12 protein-coding genes are annotated in these 17520 nt (G+C 59.6%); all 12 read right to left on the bottom strand.

Features of this window, described 5'->3' with window-relative positions:
• Window positions 1-24 precede the first annotated feature (24 nt).
• Complete coding sequence (locus FMM72_RS17085) at window positions 25-2157, bottom strand: ATP-binding protein (protein WP_162220326.1); 2133 nt, start codon at window positions 2155-2157, stop codon at window positions 25-27.
• A 224-nt stretch (window positions 2158-2381) separates the two neighbouring features.
• A complete protein-coding gene (locus FMM72_RS01105) occupies window positions 2382-3572 on the bottom strand; it encodes an ABC transporter substrate binding protein (protein WP_160209124.1) in 1191 nt (396 codons plus the stop codon).
• On the bottom strand, window positions 3569-4606 hold the full coding sequence (locus FMM72_RS01110) for a hypothetical protein (protein ID WP_162220327.1): 1038 nt from the start codon (window positions 4604-4606) through the stop codon (window positions 3569-3571). The genes FMM72_RS01105 and FMM72_RS01110 overlap by 4 nt, the downstream gene beginning before the upstream one ends.
• A gap of 49 nt (window positions 4607-4655) precedes the next feature.
• On the bottom strand, window positions 4656-5033 hold the full coding sequence (locus FMM72_RS01115; protein WP_162220328.1) for a DUF4280 domain-containing protein: 378 nt from the start codon (window positions 5031-5033) through the stop codon (window positions 4656-4658).
• A gap of 13 nt (window positions 5034-5046) precedes the next feature.
• Window positions 5047-5784 carry a carboxypeptidase-like regulatory domain-containing protein gene (locus tag FMM72_RS01120; RefSeq protein WP_162220329.1) on the bottom strand — a complete coding sequence of 246 codons (738 nt, stop codon included), beginning with the start codon at window positions 5782-5784 and terminating at the stop codon, window positions 5047-5049.
• Window positions 5781-6368, bottom strand: a complete 588-nt coding sequence (locus FMM72_RS01125; RefSeq protein ID WP_160209128.1) for a DUF4255 domain-containing protein — start codon at window positions 6366-6368, stop codon at window positions 5781-5783. The genes FMM72_RS01120 and FMM72_RS01125 overlap by 4 nt, the downstream gene beginning before the upstream one ends.
• A gap of 269 nt (window positions 6369-6637) precedes the next feature.
• Complete coding sequence (locus FMM72_RS01130; protein ID WP_162220330.1) at window positions 6638-8722, bottom strand: hypothetical protein; 2085 nt, start codon at window positions 8720-8722, stop codon at window positions 6638-6640.
• 71 nt (window positions 8723-8793) lie between these two features.
• Window positions 8794-11496, bottom strand: a complete 2703-nt coding sequence (locus FMM72_RS17470; protein WP_162220331.1) for an adenylate/guanylate cyclase domain-containing protein — start codon at window positions 11494-11496, stop codon at window positions 8794-8796.
• A 47-nt stretch (window positions 11497-11543) separates the two neighbouring features.
• Window positions 11544-12290: a hypothetical protein gene (locus FMM72_RS01140; protein WP_160209131.1), complete on the bottom strand. Its 747-nt coding sequence runs from the start codon at window positions 12288-12290 to the stop codon at window positions 11544-11546.
• A gap of 103 nt (window positions 12291-12393) precedes the next feature.
• Window positions 12394-14178 (bottom strand): hypothetical protein, encoded by a 1785-nt coding sequence (locus FMM72_RS01145; protein ID WP_162220332.1) that lies wholly within the window; start codon window positions 14176-14178, stop codon window positions 12394-12396.
• Window positions 14150-15274: a hypothetical protein gene (locus FMM72_RS01150; protein WP_162220333.1), complete on the bottom strand. Its 1125-nt coding sequence runs from the start codon at window positions 15272-15274 to the stop codon at window positions 14150-14152. The genes FMM72_RS01145 and FMM72_RS01150 overlap by 29 nt, the downstream gene beginning before the upstream one ends.
• A gap of 76 nt (window positions 15275-15350) precedes the next feature.
• On the bottom strand, window positions 15351-17447 hold the full coding sequence (locus FMM72_RS01155; RefSeq protein ID WP_162220334.1) for a baseplate J/gp47 family protein: 2097 nt from the start codon (window positions 17445-17447) through the stop codon (window positions 15351-15353).
• Window positions 17448-17520 lie beyond the last annotated feature (73 nt).

Genomic DNA, 17520 nt, shown 5'->3' on the forward strand with positions numbered 1-17520 from the left:
ATAGGAGGGGCGGCTCTTTTCCGTTCAGTCAAAGGCAAGGTCGGCATATTCCCGCAAATCCTCCCGGACGACGACAATCTCATTTTTACGCAGCTCCCCCACCGCTGACCGGACAAGATGCCTCATACAGATCGGCGCGTCCTCCTCGGCGGCAAGAAACGCCGCGTGCAGGACAATATTTTTAATCCCGCCGCCTGACACCCTAAACCGTTCGGCCAGAAAGGCAAAGTCGACGTCATCCGCGACAGGGGCGGCCGCCGGCAGCATTCCGCGGTAAAGGCGTTCGCGCATCTCCTTCTCTGGGAAGGGAAAGTGAACGACAAACCCGATACGCCGCATGAATGCCGGATCGATATTCTGGAGCAGGTTGGTCGCCATAATGGCAACGCCGTCGTGATCCTCCACCTGCTGGAGCAGATAGGCGGTTTCCATGTTGGCGTTTCGGTCGTTTGAATCCTTGACTTCCGAAGCGCGTTTTCCAAACAGCGCGTCGCACTCGTCAAAAAACAGGATGCTGTTCGATTTACGCGCCTCGGTAAAGACCTCCCGCAGGTTCTTTTCCGTTTCGCCGATGTATTTGCTCACCACCTGCGAAATCTGAATCTTATAAAGCTCCATGTGAAGCTGATTGGCGATCACCTGCGCGCCCATCGTCTTTCCGGTTCCTGGCGGCCCTGCAAAAAGCATGGAAACGCCGCGCCCATACTGCACGCGGCCTCCAAAGCCCCATTGGCCATAGACCTTGTAGCTCTGGCGCACATGCGAACATGCCTCCCTGAGCAGCCGCACCTGTCCGGGCGGCAGGATCAGATCGTCCCAATCGTAAGCTGGCCGCACCTTCGCGGCCAGCGCGTCCAGGCGGTGAACCGCCTGTCCATAGCAGCAGCGGTGGATCTCCTCCGCTCCAATCATCCGGCGTGCAGATTCAGCCGCAGTGCCCTTGGCCTGTCTCACGGCATTGTAAATCTGCATGGGGGTAAACCGGAATTTGGCCGAAAGCTCCCGCGTATCGATTCCCGCCCCCAGCGTCCATCCATCCAAAAAGGCTTCAAACAGGGCCGCGCGCTCCTCCTGGGTTGTTTCGGGCAGTTCGTAAGTGAATATCACCCGCCGGTTTGAAAGTCCACAGGCCCGGTAATTGTTTTCCGTCAGCAAAAAGACCGGCGCGCATCCATCCGGAAGGGCGCCGACGGCCTCCTCAAAAACTGGTTCCAAAGGCTTTTCCGGTGTATCCAACGCTTCCCCATGCAGAAAACAGGGGCAGGCTCCGGCAAGCAGGGCCGCTGCCGCCGCGTGACGTACCATCCCTGGAATATCATCCAAACCGTCGCGCAGATCGGCAAATAACGCGCCCTTCCCGGCCTGTGCAAGGGCGTGACGGCACAGCAGGCGCTTGCCGCTGCCGGATTCCCCCCGGAGCACCAGCATTCCAACCGGCCCGCAGGCCAGACGGCCCAATTCCGCAGCCATCTCCCCATGAATCACCAACGGTTCACGCGGCGCGCTGGCCGTCGCGAGCGTCATTCCCGGCGCGAGCCGGAACGCGCCGCCAATCAGATAATCCATCACAAACGGGCGCAGTTCCAAATCGGCGTTTTCCCATCCGCGCGGTTCAAACAGGGCGGAAAACAGCCCGCCAGCCCGAAAGCCGGACATACTGCCAGCGATCAATTCACCGGGCTTTGTAAAAAGCTGACAGCACAACGCCATCCCGGGCAGCTTGCGCGCCGCGTCGTCCTGCAAGTATGAAAATATCTTTTCATACTTCAAATCTGTAGCCGCCACAAAGCCGAGTAGCACGCAGTCCCGCTCAAACCGGCTCAGTCCCAGCGTTTGTGCCAGAGCGAGGGCGGGCAGCGCGCCGCCTGTACAGTCAATGCGGTTTTCCACCAGCGCGCCGGCTGCCTCGAGATCGCGCACCTCCTCGTCTGACAGACCTTGATACGCCCGCTCCTGTGCACAGCGGGCGAGATTATATTCAAACTCCTCGCGGGATACCACAAGCCCCATCATATTTTGGAGCCTGTTTTCCGGCCCGAGCCAGGCGTGGTTTTGATAGACCAGGTAGATACGCCAATCGAGCAGCGCCTTCCAGTCCTCCAGAAAGGATTTCTGATCCGTATAAGGCTTGCCCGCGTTTATAAAATCAAGGCTCATAACCGCTCCTTTCCCGCTTTTTTGAAAAAAAGCTTGGCAAAAAACTTTAATCGGCTGCGCTCCAGCCTTTTTGAAAAAAGGCTTCGGCGAAAAACTTAGTTCGGCTGCGCTCCAGCCTTTTTGAAAAAAGGCTTCGGCGAAAAACTTAGTTCGGCTGCGCCGCGAACAGTGGGGCGGGCGCTGCGCTGTTTCAGGCCGCGCCCCAGCCTGTGGGACGCCGGTTTCTAATAAATTTTTTCACAGGAGATAAGCAGTTCAAATGGAAGCTGAATATTTAACGCGCGCGCTGCCCGCTGATTGACAACGATATACGGGGTGCAGGTGTAGGGCTGCATGATATTCCCGGGCTGCTCTCCACAAAGCACTCGCGCCGTTACATCCGCGGCGAGCTGTCCGATCTCCTCGTCAACAAGGCTTTCCTGCATAATCAGGCCGCCCGCCTCGACCAACGGTTCGCCGGTCTGGATAAAAACGGGCACGCCCGCGTCATGAAACCTTTGGATAAACGATTTAGCACGCTCCTGTGGACGGACAATCTGTGTCGTCAGCATAAATGCATCGATGCTTTCCTGTTCCAGCAGGTTGTCGCAGGCAGCCTCCAAACTGTCCCAGTAAGCGGCTAGCGCCGCCTCACTATCTGCGCTGTCGGACATGGGCGGCGGATCGATCCGCCGTTCCACAAGCTCGATTCCCATCTGCGCAGCCGCCTTTAGATAACCGGTGCGGCCGCCAAGCCCCTCGTCATAGTAGATCAGCCCAAGCTTTTTAAAGGGAATCAGGTCGTGATAGAGCACAAGCTGGCGCTGATACCGCTCCGGGTCAGTGTGCGCCCATACGTTCGGAATCCCTGAGTATTGCTCCCCTTTCACAATCCCGCTGCCGACGGCGTCCGCGAGCGGGAAAGCGATCAGCGGTACGCGGCCGCGCGCGCACTGCTTACCAAGCTGCGCCGCCTCCGTGCCCAGCGCTAAAATCACATCGGCTTCACCGGCGTCCACATGCTCCTGAATCGCCTGATTCACAGCCTGTTGCCCATCGGCTGCAATGTCATAGATCTTTCCTCCGCAAACCTCCAGATAAGGTCCCAGGTCACATCCGTCAAACAGCCCGTCGTACCGTACAGCCTGACCGTCCTCCAACGGATTTTCCAATATCCATCCAGACTGCTTGAGTTCACGCAGGTAACAATCGGCTACAGACACGGTGGCGTCAAACGAAATTGCCACTATCAGCATTCTGTACGGTTTCCCGTCCGCTCGCAGCTCCGGCGTGCGGACCGTGCTTTCTATTTCGGATATTTCCAGCGCAAGCCGGGATGGTATCATCTGTGTTTCCTGTGCAGCCGGAACACAGCCGTGCAAAAACAACAGAAGAACGGCACAGAGCAGGGCTGCCAGTCGTATTCGCCGCCTCATGCCATCACCTTCTTTTTTCCATAGCGATAGCGCCGTATGGCGGCAGGCGCCAACCAGGCAGTCAGGCAAACGGCCGTACAGCATCCAAGCACAGCACCGGCTGCTGCCAACGCCCTGGCAGTGTAGCCCCATGTGCGCCGGCTGACGTATTCGGAGGAATGCTGTCCATATATCACCGCATTCTGATCGCTGTAAAGCGTGCGGATCACGTCGATGCTTCCTTCAGTCTTGCGCAGGTAGCTGTTGAGATCGGCGAGGCTGTCCGGCTGCGCTCCCTTTGCGATCACGCCGTTCACCTCCTCCTGGATGGTCTGGACGACCTGATGGACGCTGCGCCGGGCCATCGATTCTGTCCGCCATCCGGCCTGCACGGTTTCCAATCCCAGGTCAACTGTCTGTGCCGCAAGGATAAACACGCAAAGTAAAACACAAAATCGAAACGCAGCGTGGGGACGGCGCTTCTCCTTCGCGCGCATAATCACAAGCGCAACAACCGAGGCCGCCTCCAACCAGATCACCAGCGATTGCAACGCTGCCGATTGTTTTTCCTGTTTGGCCTCCGCGTTGAGGGCGGCGCGGTTGAGCCGCAGCAGCATCCGGCCCGCAAGCCCTTCCTTCCCCTCGATATCCAGCCAGAGCCACGCTTCATCCGCTGTATCCAGGCTTCCATACAACCCGGTCGCCTCAGGCAGCGGCGCGGGATTCAAAATCTGTTTGTCAAACCGGCCCGCCTGTCCGCACAGCTTTCCTTCTGCGGACACCACACAGACCCCCTCCATATAGGAGGAGGTCTGACGCATCTGCTCCAGCAGGCTGTCCATATTATAATATGCCTCCAGTTGTTTGCCGTAATGAATGGAATATTCAATCCGGCTCACATATTGCCCTGCGGAAAAAGCAAGCTGTAAGCGGTTATTTTCGGCATAAACCGCGTCGATCATCGACCGCTTGACCGAGAGGGTAAACAACATCCCGGTCAGAAATACTGCAAACACAGCCAAAATCGCCAGTATTTTTTTTGCTCTCAGCCCCATCCGTGACGCTCCTTTTACAGCTTCATACGGAACGCCTCCCGGCGGCCCTTCATGGCACATTGACCGTGGAGGCGGGACTCATCGTCACGCTGATCACCCCGCCATAAGCGCACATCAGCTTGGAGGTGTTGTTAAGCGCCGGTTTCCCGCCTACCAGTACGGTCGGAGAGCCGGGCGCCCACACGCCGGCCGGGACAGGCGTACACGGCATCGGCGTCAAAACGCCTAATGCGGCTGCTGTCGCGCTGGCAACCGTGGGATTTGCCATGGACGAACACATCCCAAAGGTGGCCAACGTCACATCGGAAATAGTCGCCATCGGCATGTTGACCGCCAATGCCTGCTGCTGGCTCGTCGCCATAAGCGGGCACGGCGCGGCGCCAAACGTACAATTGCACATCGCGCCGTTTACAACGGGTATCGCCATTTAACCGCCCCCTTCAAAGCTCAAAGGTCTGTTCACCGCTGGCCGCGTCGACAGAAAAACGCCGGTATGTTCCATCCGTCTCAAGATAGAGTTCCGCCTGCGCCTCCTCCATCAGCGCGGCAAAAAAGCGGCCGTCTGCCCCTGTCTGGTAACGGCGTACCGGATAGAGCGCGGTCCCGCGCTTATGCGCAGCCTTCAGCGGCGCTGCCAGCAAGAACAGCCCGTCGCGTTCCTCCAAAAGCATCACCGCCTCACTGGCCTTGCCATCCGGCAAAAAGAATTCCCCCGGCACCGCCTGCATCAGATTTCTTGAGGAGAGGAACAGGCGCAGCCGCTTCCGTCCGGCCTGGACGCCATCCTCTGCGAGCTTGATCTGCCCCCGCCCGGGCTGCATCAGCAGCGCCTGCCGCCCTGCGGCGGGCGCGCCTGAGGCAAGCACGGTTCCATAAAAACGAATCGCTGCGCCGCCAAACGGATAATCCTCCGCGGGATTGAGTTCCCGGTAATATTCCAAAAAGCCCGTACCATCCGGCAGGACGGCTGTCCATTCCAGCGGACAAAAACCCGGGCCGGCCACGCGTACTGTGTATTCTCCCGGCGGCAGGTCGATCAAAACAAACCATCCGCCCGGCTTATAGAGCGGCTTCACAACCTGCCCATTGAGCCAGAAACACACCGCCGCCGCGCTTGCGACCGGTTGGCCGCGAAAGCCGTCCGTCAGCCGCAGCACCAGAGAAGCTCTGTGTATCACCGCGTATCCCTCCCCGTGCTCTTTTCATCGAGCACAACGCTGATTTGACCGACGCGTCCAGCTGTACGGGTCCTGGTGGATTCAATCAAGACGGTACAGTTCACCGCAAAGGACGCTTTATATGGCTTGGAATTGGAATTCCACATGTGCTGGAGCGCCTCCATCGTCAGCTTCGGGATGGAGACGAGCAACGCCTCCCCGCTTTGTGCGAGCGAACCGCTCAACACCCCGCTGTCAATGGCAGGATTGTCGCGCAGCGCCTGTACGGCCCGTCCAAGGATACGGTATTCGTCCTCCGCGCGGTTTGTGACCGGCGCTTTGGAGTGGGCGGTGATCAGATACGTCAGCTTGAGCTGCAAAGGAGCCATCCTCTGCGTATTGCGCCCCTCCTGTATAAATCCCTGCCGTCCCTCCGCGTTCTCCTCCAGATGCAGCAGATGGACCGTGAGCTGGAAGTCCTCCGGCTCAAACGGGCTGCCCAAGCCGATCAGCTCCGGTTTGCTCACCGGCTCCGGCGTCATTTCCCGGCGCAGCAGCGCCACAATGGCCTGTCCAGCCTCTGCGATCGCCGTATAACCAGCCATATCCGATTCCTCCTTACAGTTGTTGCCTGTGCACAGGGCTTATTTAAAAATATTTGCAGAAACAGGCGGGGATTTTGATTTTTCAAACAGCCCCCAGGGCTTGTTTGAAAATAGAGGAATTGCCGGATTTTTCGCAGACAGCAGGAGAACGCAAGGCAAAAAACGCAGGAATCCTTTCGGATTCCGAGGCTTTTTAACACGGCGTCCGCCGCTGTTTGCAGAAAAAGGCGGGGATTTTATTTTTTCAAACAGCCCCTGGCCCGCCGCGTTTATTCCTTTGTTTTTGGCGGCTTCAGCCGGCCCTGCTTTTCCTCCGCCGCTTTAGAGGAGGCTTGATCGTCCCGTATATTGTCCGCCGCTTCCTCCTTGTCCGCCGGTTGTTCGGCCGGCGCCGGTATCTGTTCATGGGAACGCAGCGCCAGAAATACCATCGGTACCTTTGGAAGATGCTCCCGCGCTTCCTGTTCCCGTGCCGGATCGGGTGAATCCTCCGTTTCGGAGGACGCCTGCATTTGCGATGAGTCCTTAGCTTCAGAGGCTCCACCGGCCGATTTCGCCTGCTGCGCAGCGTCCGGATTTGTCCATCCCCAGGCGGTTATGGTATATCCGTCATATTCAAACCAACGGGACTGGTCGGGCGCTTTGGCCGAGGCGGCCGCCGCGTCCGCCGCGCCGCCAAGCATCTGCGAAAGCCCCTGTCCGCCGGCAAAAACCGGCAGAGCCAACAGCTCCGATCCGGTCGAAACAGGTTCGTCCAGCGTGCCAAACTGTTCCAGGCCGCATGCCAAAAGCAGCTCCTCATTATAGACATAAACCTCATATACCTTGGCGGGCGTGTCTTCTGCGGCGGGCAGATCGGTCACAAGCGCGATCCCGGCGTCCCGGTTGATCACCAGGCCATAACCGGACTCCTCACGCGTTTCAGTGCGCGCCTGTGCAAATGCTTCAACGGCGTTGTCCGCCGTTTGGCCGAGCAGCTCAATCGGGCATGGAACCGCGCTTTCAAAGTTGCCCTGATAGATCGCCTTGCCGCGCGTATTATAGAGGGTCCCTCCGCCCGAAAGCAGTCCATTGGTAAAAGAACCTTCCAGATAAAGCTTGCCGTTTCTATAGACGGTTCCGGAGCCTTGGGCAACGCCCTGTTCAAAGCTACATTCAAGCACATCGCCCGAGGAAAGCAAGAGCCGGCCCGCGCCCTGGTAAACGCCGTCGAACAGCTCCCCTTCATAAAGGAGCTTACCGCCCTCGTCATAGAGCTTTCCGGAGCCGGTGCGCTGCCCCATCACATAACTGCCTGTATAGAGGATTGCGCCATCCTTAAAATATTCGCTTCCTTCGCCGTCATACTTTCCCAGCAGGAAACCGCCCTTATAGGAAAGCGACCCGTCCGGCCAAAAAAGCGCCCCGGCCCCGCTGTATACGCCCTGTTCAAAATCCCCCTGGTATTTGACGGTTCCATCGGGGTAAAACTCGGCGCCGGCGCCGGAGAGCAGTCCGCCGGAAAAGGTCCCGGTGAACTGCGCGGCTCCATCCGCAAAGAGCGTGCCCTTGCCCTCATACTGCCCGGAGACAAAGCCGCCTTCATACAGCTTTCGTCCATCCGCATTATAAAGCGTGCCGGTCCCGCTGTAGCTTCCCTGGTCGAAGCTCCCCTCATAGAGCACGGTTTTCCCGTCCTCCCAAAAGAGCCTGCCCGCTCCCTGATAGACGCCCTGCTCCAAATTTCCTTCATACTGCGGCAGCCCGTTTTCATAAATGATTCCATGTCCCTGTGGGACTCCCGCCAGAAAATCACCCTCATAAAGGCGGTGGTTCTGTTCGTCATAAAGCGTCCCCTTGCCTTCATACAGGCCGCCGGCAAACATACCCTCATATTGAAGCTGGCCGTTCTCATAATACTCCTTGCCCCTGCCGGTTTTTGCCCCCTCCTCCAGCTTCCCATGGAACAGGAGCGCCGTTTTGCCATCGTCCGCATAGAGCTTCACCCGGCCGGTATATGTCTCCACACGCGCGTCGGATACCGGCAGGCGGGCGGTCAGAAAGCGGCTCTGCACAAATGGCCAGCCAATATAATAAATGAACAGCCCGCCCGCGATCAATACCAGGGCAATCACCACAAACAGGCTCTTGGCGATGAATACAGGCCCGGCGTTGATATAATCGGCGCGCGTCTCGGGCTTAAGTTTCACCTTTGTCACGCCCTTGGTGACCGCCGGCACCACCTTGGAGAACTGCCGGCCTAAATTGGTTGCGCGGCGCAGCCTGAACCAGACGGCGCGAAACGGGCGTGTAACCGCTGTCCGAAGCATACGCAGCCCCATCCGCAGGGAGCTTGTCAGTTGTCTAAATAACATTTTTCCAATTTCCTCCGTGAGCGTGTCCAATGGGACGAGCCGAAACCCTCCGAAAGCCCCGCGCCTGGCTTTCAGCCCTCGAAAATGCGGTATACCGGATCGCTGCACCCCTGGGTGCAGTACCGGTCGGCCCAGTACATATAGTTGCGGGAGACGCCATCCTCCAACGAGGCTTGTAAAATCTGCATAAACAGCGCCCGCGCCGGTTCATACCGCTGCTGGTAGAAGGCGTCCACCGCCCGGCGGTAAACCTTTGCATAGGACTGCTTATGCTTGAGCAATGAATAGGGATCGCCGTCGTAAAGATCAAACAGCCGTTCCCTGTGGTCGCCCAGGTCCACCAGCCCGACAAAGCGGCTGCGATAGCCTTCGATCCGTTCAAATACCTGTCCGGTACAAATGATGTAGAGGCTGCTGTCCCAGCACAGCTCCATCATGCGGCGGGCAGTGTCCATGGCATCTGAAACCGCGGTGGGCGACATGCGCTGTTCATCTCCAATAATTCCGAGCAGCACCTCGCCTGAAACGATTGCCGCGCGGATATCCACCCGGCCTGTGATATCTAAAGCCGCGTTCAGAGCGGATTGCGCCTCACGAATCTGAATGGCGCAGCGCACGGCGTCCGCCGGTTCGCCGCTGAAAACGGCATGGAAGCCGTCGTGCCTGAAGTCATAAACCGTTCCGCCGTTGGCGCTCACAAGCGGCGCAATACGCTCGATCACCCGATTGATTGCAGAGAACAGGGCGTCGGCTGTCTGCGGCGCGCCGTCTGGAAATGCGAAGCGCACCAGCAGGGTTGTCATGTCGGCCTTAACAAAGGCCGTCTTGTCGATCTCCTCCAGCGAATGCGCGCCGATCAGCCGAAGCAGATTTTCCGGTACAAACCGGAGAACTGTTTTGTTGACGCCTGCCAAACTTGCCACCTGCCGCCGGATAATGCCTGTCATCGTGTTGAAAGCACGCGACAGGTCCTCCACCTCGTCGCCAGAGCAAATCTCCGTATGTACAGCGTAGTTGCCCGCGCTCACCGCGTCAACCCCACGCTTGAGTCTGCGCAGCCCGCGCACCACAAACCACTGCACGACAAGCAGCACCAGCAGCATCACTGCGCCGCCGACACTCAAAACAAGCGCAATGTCGCGCAAAAACAGATCGATCGTGCGCTGCATACCGACTGCGCTGGAGGATACGCTCAAAAGCCGCCCCTCCGGCAGCCGGGCAAACAGATAGAACTGCGGGCCGAGCTGTTCATAGGTATCGACATAGACCACGCCGCCCTCTGCAAGCGCGGCGACCTCCGGGACGCTCACGGCAATCGCCGCCTGCTTATCCCTCAGAGGAAGGTGCTGGAGCAAAACGCCCTCCATCCCGTGAGCGCTTGAAAGCTCCACCCGCCAGCTTCCGTTCGCCTCGCGCAGCAAATCATACCTCAGAGGGATCTCGGCGGATCCGCCCCCTTCGTGCAGGACGCTGCCTTTTTCAAGTTCATCCCAAAGCGCCTGCCCCTGCCCGGCCCGGATAGCGGCCTCGGCTGTCTGCGCAGCCGCGAACAGGCGTTCACGGTAATGCCAGGTCAGTGTTTGTTCCAGGCTTTGAGCAAACACAAGCTGAATCAGCAGTCCGGTCATGGCGGCCATGCTCAATATAATCGTAATCGTCTGTTTAAAGACAATCGACACGCGCATTTTTAAAAAGTCTACGTACACATCCCAAAGGAAAGTCGTCACAAGCAGTACCCCAAGGATGATCGCTGCGACCCAGAAAATTTGCAGGTTAAAGCCGCGCTGCTCGGCGCTGCCTGTGTAATCCATATAGCTGCTGCCGCCGGTATACAAATCACCGCCCATGGGCGTGCGTATTACGCCCACAATGCGCAGGGACGGATTGACCGACACCAGATCGAACTGCCGCAGCCGCAGGCCGCTCTCCTCATAAACGACGGTTTCTCCCCGCGCGCAGGGATATGCGGTCATATTCACCGGGTCCGCCAGATAAAGATCCCCACTGGCCATATCCTGGAAAACGGTTCCGCCGTCGCCCTGCCGCCAGAACCGGCCCGGCAGCAGCCTGTCATCAACCGCGATTTCGCGCGCGTTGTCCGCGGATAAAAGCGATAACCGCCCCGGGGACGCCGCGATCGCGGTGCGGCTGTCCAGGGCCAAAAAACCGGTGTAGCCGTTATCCTGATATTCCGCTACCTTGCGGGCCGTCTCAAAAGAGCCTTCCGCCGCCGTGTACAGCTCGATCACCCGCCGGCCGGCCGCGCCGCCTGTAAAGAGTCCAAACAGGATTTCACCGCCCGCCTCGCTCACAGAGGAAAACCGCACGCCGCCGGAGAGCGCCTGTTCGGCGCTCTGATCGCAGGCAAGCTCAAAGAGCCGCCCCGCATGGGTTCCGTTTTCATAAAAGGCGTCCATAGCGATGGAGCAAATACGCTCGGTCAGGGGGTCGACAGCGGCGCTGGCCACCAGCAGGGAGCCGGTTTCAGCCGCATAAAGATCCATGGCAAGCCGCTCCTGCTCGTCCTCCTCAAAGAGCGCCTTTTCCAGAAAACGCTGTCCGGTGTCGTCCACGCCGATCAGCAGAAGCCTGCCGCCGGTATTTTGTAGGCAGTAGACATTGCCCCTGGGGTCGAGGCAGACCGCGCCAAGCGACTGCCTGCGGCTGACGGCGTCCGGGTTGAGCACCTGGATGATATATCCGCCAAAGACACTCCAAGCCGCTGCGGCCGTCACAAAAAGAATCAGCAGATAGGACAGTATTTTTTTCGCCACAGCTGGCCGCGCCTCCTCTTCTCAGTGGTTTTCCCTCAGGATAATCATCAATATCTGTATCGCGCGCGCAGCGCGCGTGCCCCTTTACGCCGCCGCAGCCAGGTAAGCAAACCATACAGCAGCCGCGCAGGCGCGCTTTTCAGGTTGTAAGCCTTCCATTCCTCCTGGCGGTCGCACAGCGTGCGCCAGGCCGCATAGGCGGCTCCCACTGTCCGACAGGAACCTGTGCGCAGCGCGTCGAGAAACTCCAGTTCGGCCCGCATAGAGCAAAATCCGCGCCCCAACAGGCATTCGCTTAATTTCCCAAGCTCCAGCACAGCCGTATCTCCGGGCTGAACCCGTTCCGGCCGCGCCTGCATCTGCACCGATACGCGGCGGCTGTCAAGCTCTACCAGAATATTTTCCTCGCACAGCAGGCTGTTTTGAAGCTCCAAAGGCAGTTGGGAAAGGGCGATCGCCTGAAGGAACATCCGCTCCTCCAGCTCGCGCCGCAGCTCGTGTGAAAGACCGCGTTTGACGGCCGCGCGCAGCGGAATGCCGCGCGCAGCGCGAAAGACCGCGGCGAAGCGGCCGTAGTCGGTGAACAGCTCCACCAGGCCGGGACATCCGCGCTCGCGCGCTTCATAAAAGAGCGGCAGCAGGCGCCGCACCGTCTCCGGGTCGCCATAGCGGTTGACAAGCACCTCGGCGCGTTCCCGCGCCTCGATATCCACAGCGGTAAACGCCTCATAGCCGCCGCCGGACTCCAGACAGTCGATCACCTTATATTTTCCCCTGTTCGCCAGTGCCTCCATCGCCGCCTCATTCCTTTAGAACCTGTATTCACAGCCGCCAAGCGCCGGGCAGGTCTTTTGTCCCCTCGCCTGTCCGGCATCCTCCGGCTGTGGATACAGGTTCTTATTCTTCTACAATCACAAAGGTGCTCGCCGCCGTTTCCGGGTCGGCGGCGCTGCGCGCCACAACCTCGTAGGTGCCGCACATATCCGGCGCCTGATAAAGTCCATTCTGATCGACGCTGCCGCCGTTCAGATCCCGCACCTCCCAAAGTACCTGTTTATCCTCTGTGCCGGTGACAAGCGCCTTCAAACGCAGCCGTTCGCGCACATGCACGCGCTGGACCTCCGGGAGCACCTGGATCGCCACATGGTCATGGAGCCTGAGGCTTTCTACATCGCGGCTGACCTTGGAGGCAAAATACCGCACCCGCAGCACTGTGCCGGGCACCGTATCCTGAAGCCAGACGCCCACCTGGAAGGTTCCCTTTTCAGGATACAGGATGACGCCCGTCTCCACCTGCGGGACAGCGCGGTTGCCGTTCCTGGTGCGAAAGACCTCGCCGTTGCCGAAGAAAAGGCGGGGCTGGTCGTCCTCTGTGAATTCCACCGCAAGCTGGATGCTCACATTTCCCGGGCCCAGGTTATGGGGCACCTCATCCGAATAGTATCGCGCGTTCACGCGCATACCGCTGCTCATCGGGATCTCCACCACACCGGAGGATGTGTCGTAATCGTATGCCTGCGCTGTCGGGATCCCGAACTGAAAATCGAGCGAGCCGGTCGAGCGGTTATAGCTGACCCCGACCTCCGGCTTCTGCCAGTATTTGAGCGAGCGCACCTGGCTGGCAACCTTCTCCAGCCCATATCCGCCCGCTGCGCCGCCCTCCTGCGGACGGCGCAGCCGCTGCCCGAACGGCAGCGGCGCAACGCTGCTTATGATGCTCGACGAGCCGGCCGGGACAAGATCGAGCCGCGCCAGATAGATAGGCAGGTCGTTTTGCTCCAGGCGGCGCGCAAGCGTGTCGCGCCGGGCCAGATATTGTTCTGTCTCCGGGCGGCTGGCGGCAAGATAAATGCTGTTATCCAACACCACCTGCACCTCATCCTGCAAATCCCCCATCGAAATCCGCAGCCGCGCCTGACCGGAAGCTATCGGCACGGTCATGCGCATGAGGGACGAGGCCCGCAGCTTCATTGCATGGCGATAAAGGCCCTTCTGCTCCAGCGCGTTTTCTGTGAATTCGAGATGGATCTCGCCGCTTCCTTCCTCCGACACACAGGCGTCCGACGGAAAATCGAGGGTGAAATGCATCGGAAGGCCGCCCGCCTCCTTCATCACAATGCATTCGGCGGCGAACTCCTCCCCGGCTGTCACACAGACCGGAAAACTCAGCGCTATACGCACCCCGTTCGCGCTGTAGGTCAGGCATGTATGCGTCATGCCTGAGGCGTCGAAAATCGCTCCGATATCCGGTTCGCCTGTTTCAAGCGAAAGGGCGTATCCTTCGACGAATTTATTGTACTGGACATTTTCACCGCTCTGTGCGCCGACCGCGTTCACCTGTTCCGCAGCCTGTTCGCAGTAGCGCAGACAGACAAACGCCTCCCGTTTGCCGATGGTTTCCTCAAATCCATCGAGCATCTGAAGCTTTTTAATCACCGGCGCATCCACCACGATCTCGCGGCCCAGGCAGTCGAGCGCCAACCCGCTCTCGAGCATCAGCGTCATGTCGTCGCTTTTGCTGACTGTCAGTCCGCAGACCACCCCGGATCCGGCGATCGCCAGGTTGAGCAGCCGCCGCTTATCGTTGAGATATTTCTGTTCAAGCTCAAAATCCCGCACCGTCAGCAGCTTTCCATAAAAATAGCGGTTGCGTTCAATCGGAAACAGGCTCAGATTTGTCATGGTCATCCCCTCCAATCATGGTATCATACCGGATGGCCGCGCTCTCATTGATCAAGGCCGGCGCATATCCGCCGATCCCGGAGTTGATGCCGAGGTAGGTGTGCCAATCCAGATAAGTACTCTTACGAAGCAGAACCAGCTTCGCGGTTACATTGGCCGGCAGCGCCCGCTCCAGGCGCTCCAGCAGGCGGTCGGCCTCGCCAGGGTCGCGGAAGGCTGTCTCCTCCATCAGCAAAAAGAACTGATTGGGGTTGGAGCCGTAAAGCTGGCTGTAAAGCGCACGGTCGCGGCCCTTTTTAATCATCTCCTCCACCTGCCAGTGCTCCAGCAGAATCGGCTCGCTTTTGGTCCACAGCTTTACCAGCGCCCGAATTCCCCAGGGCGTCTGCGCCAGGCTGCCTGCACGGACCGTCCGGGAAATTTCCTCCCGCAGCTGGCTGTCTGTAAGGCCCTGTACGTCGGCGTCCACCCAGGACGCGAGAAAACGCAACATTTCCCCTTGTGCCCGCTCGACATCAAACAGGCCGGCAGTGTGATAAACCGCCTCCTCCAAATCGAGCGACAGGCTATCGAAGATGCTTAAAAACCGCCAGCCGAAGCTTTCCCGCCCGCCAAGACGGTAACAGGCGGGCAGATAGTCCGCCATATGATCGCCCTGATACTGCGCGCGGACAGCGCGCACCATCAGCGGCGCGGATTCAGCAAAAACAAGCTCCAGGCGCACCCACAGATACCGGCCCCGGCAGGAAAGCAGCAGATCTGCGCCCTCATACCGTTCCTCAAAGAGCGCGTCAAGCTCCCGCACCCGCCCTTCCCTCAGCAGCCGCTTTACCGGCACGCCGCCGGGGTCGGATGCGTTTGAAGCGCACACGCCCACCGAAATCAGCGTATTTTCAGGCAGCTGTCCCTCCAGAGTCAGGCGGGTCCATTCAAAATCACGCTCCCGGCTGTCAAAGGCGGGGCTGTACCAGACGCCGCGCGCCACACCGCCGCCGGCCCCGGGCGTGAGACAACCGCCGGCAATCTCCATTTTGTCACAGAAGCCTGCGCGCCAGTGCGCTTCGCTGTTCATCGTGATGAAGCTCCTGCGCTGCATTTCGTTCCCCCCGTTCATCCGGTCCGCTTAGGGGCTGTTTGAAAAATCAAAATTCCCCTCTTTTTTCAAACAAGCCCTAATGTTCCGATACATGTAGTTCCAATTTCTCCAGATAGGCGACGGCATGTTTTGGGATCAGCACATCCCCCTGTTCACTGTGCCGGCACTGAGGGCCTTTATAGGACAGGGCCGCGCGCCGCACGCCGATGACGCTTTCCGCCGCGCCCAGCACGCCCAACAGATCGTTGAGCAGCACCGGGGCGCCCGGCTCGCATTGCCTGAAATAAAGCTCCAGACGTTCCTGCGCCTGGCGAGCCGTCTCCTCCACCCCATTTTTGGAGAGCACCTCCGCCCGCACCAGTATAGGCACATAGACCGGCGCCGTGACAACGACGCGCGTACAGACAGTGCGGTGCCGCTCCATCTGCGCCGCCACACAGTCCAGAAAACGCTGGTCCGGCAGCGGCCGCGGACGGCCGCTGTAAGGCGCAGCCACCAAAGTCAGCGTGTTCGGCTCCATCTGTGAAAAAAGATTCTCCGGCTGGTAATGCGGGATGGCTTTCACAAGGCCCACACGCCGTCCCGGCGTGCGGCGCGCAACTTGCTCATAGTCCCGCGCCGTGGCCGCGCGCGAATCGCAGAGCCACTGCTCCCGCAGCCGCGCCGCCGCATCCTCCGGCGTCTCGGCATCCCGGCCCGGCCGCACGTAAAAGGCGGCGCCAACCTGCGGCTGTTCATCGCCGCCGCGCCCCGGAGCCAACAGGGCCTGTCCGTGCGGCAATGCGCCCCGCGCGCCGTCCGTCAGCGCAAAACCGGCCAGATAGACTGCCTCTTCGCCGCCTTCCGGCGCGGCTCCGTGCAGGTTATCCCCAAACAACAGCCCATCCCCATCCAGGGTGTAGACCCGGTCAAACGGCCCCGCCTGCTCCAGCGTATCGATATATGCCCAATCCTCGTAACGCACGCTCCCATCTGGGAAAGTACGCGCGCACATCAGCCTGAGACGGCCCGTCGCTACCGTTTCCTCGCCGTCGAGCAAACCTATTCGGCCGCCGGGCAGGCCGGTAAGCGCGCGCCGCACGACGAAATCACGCTCCCGGCAACACAGGCGGACATTCGGCGCGCCGTCCTGCGCCACATCCTGTGCGGCAAAGCTACAGCGCACACCGGCAATCCCATCGCGCACAACCGGTTCCATCCCGGCGCTTACCGGATGCCAGCCGCGTTCGTCGCGTACAAACAAATCCCGCTCACCGCTGGCAGCAAGACGCGTATACCGCTCAACCGAAGCTGTCTCGCCGCGGGACACTGTGAAATCACTGTTTTCAGCGCGTGTCTGCCGCTGTACCAGCCGGCCGCATCCGGCGGCGGCACCCAGGATGGCGGGGTCCTCCTCGCAGCCCGGATCTGTGATGCGCAGCCGCAGCCAACACAATTTTGGCAGACCCGCCCCGGCGTCTGAAGCTTCTAACGGCTCCTTGAGCCGCAGCGACAAACCGCCCGAGAAGGAAAGCGCAAAGGTTTCATCCCGCAGCACCTGTACCGGGACGGCGCGCGCGCCGTCCATCGCCTCGATCACAAAGGCGCGCGGCGGCGGGTCGTCCGGCCCGGCCGGGCGGTTGCGGGGCGCCGGATGGCGGTCACTTACCTCCATCCACAGTTCAAACTCCGTTTCTTCCCCGGAAAGGGTAAAGCCGAGGTAAAGCGTCTCCTCGCGCGTCAGCGTATAAAACACCTTCCACTGGTTCAAAAGGCCCGTGATGTCGTCGGGGCGTTCTTTTCTCCCTGCATAGGCGGCGCACAGGCGCACGCGCCCCGGGTTCCATGCTTCCTCCAGTTCAAAGGCGACGCCGCCCGCCGAATAAAGGCGCTCTCCGCACGCGAACGGACCCCGTATGTCCCGCCCGGCTGCAAGCAGGTTGGCGCGCGTCTCCCGGACCCGCTCGGGCACTATCCCCATCAGCTTTAAAAATATCCGCAAATGATCGGCTGTGATCTGGTCCAGATGGTACTGCTGCATCTGCTTATACCAGGCAAACAGCTCGATCAGGGTGACGCCCGGATCGTGCTCATTAAAATCGGTCCATTCCGCGCACAGCTGCGGGATGTGGTTTTTCGCCCCGGTTACAATATCTTCAAACCTCTGGTCGTCCAGAACCGGCAGGTTCAGCAAGTCCTTTCACCTCGTCTTTCTATCTGTACTACTCAGAACTTGTATCCATAACCAATGAACGCCATCCGGCCGG

The sequence above is a fragment of the Anaerotruncus colihominis genome, assembly GCF_010206195.1.
In the GTDB taxonomy this organism is placed as follows: domain Bacteria; phylum Bacillota; class Clostridia; order Oscillospirales; family Ruminococcaceae; genus Anaerotruncus; species Anaerotruncus colihominis_A.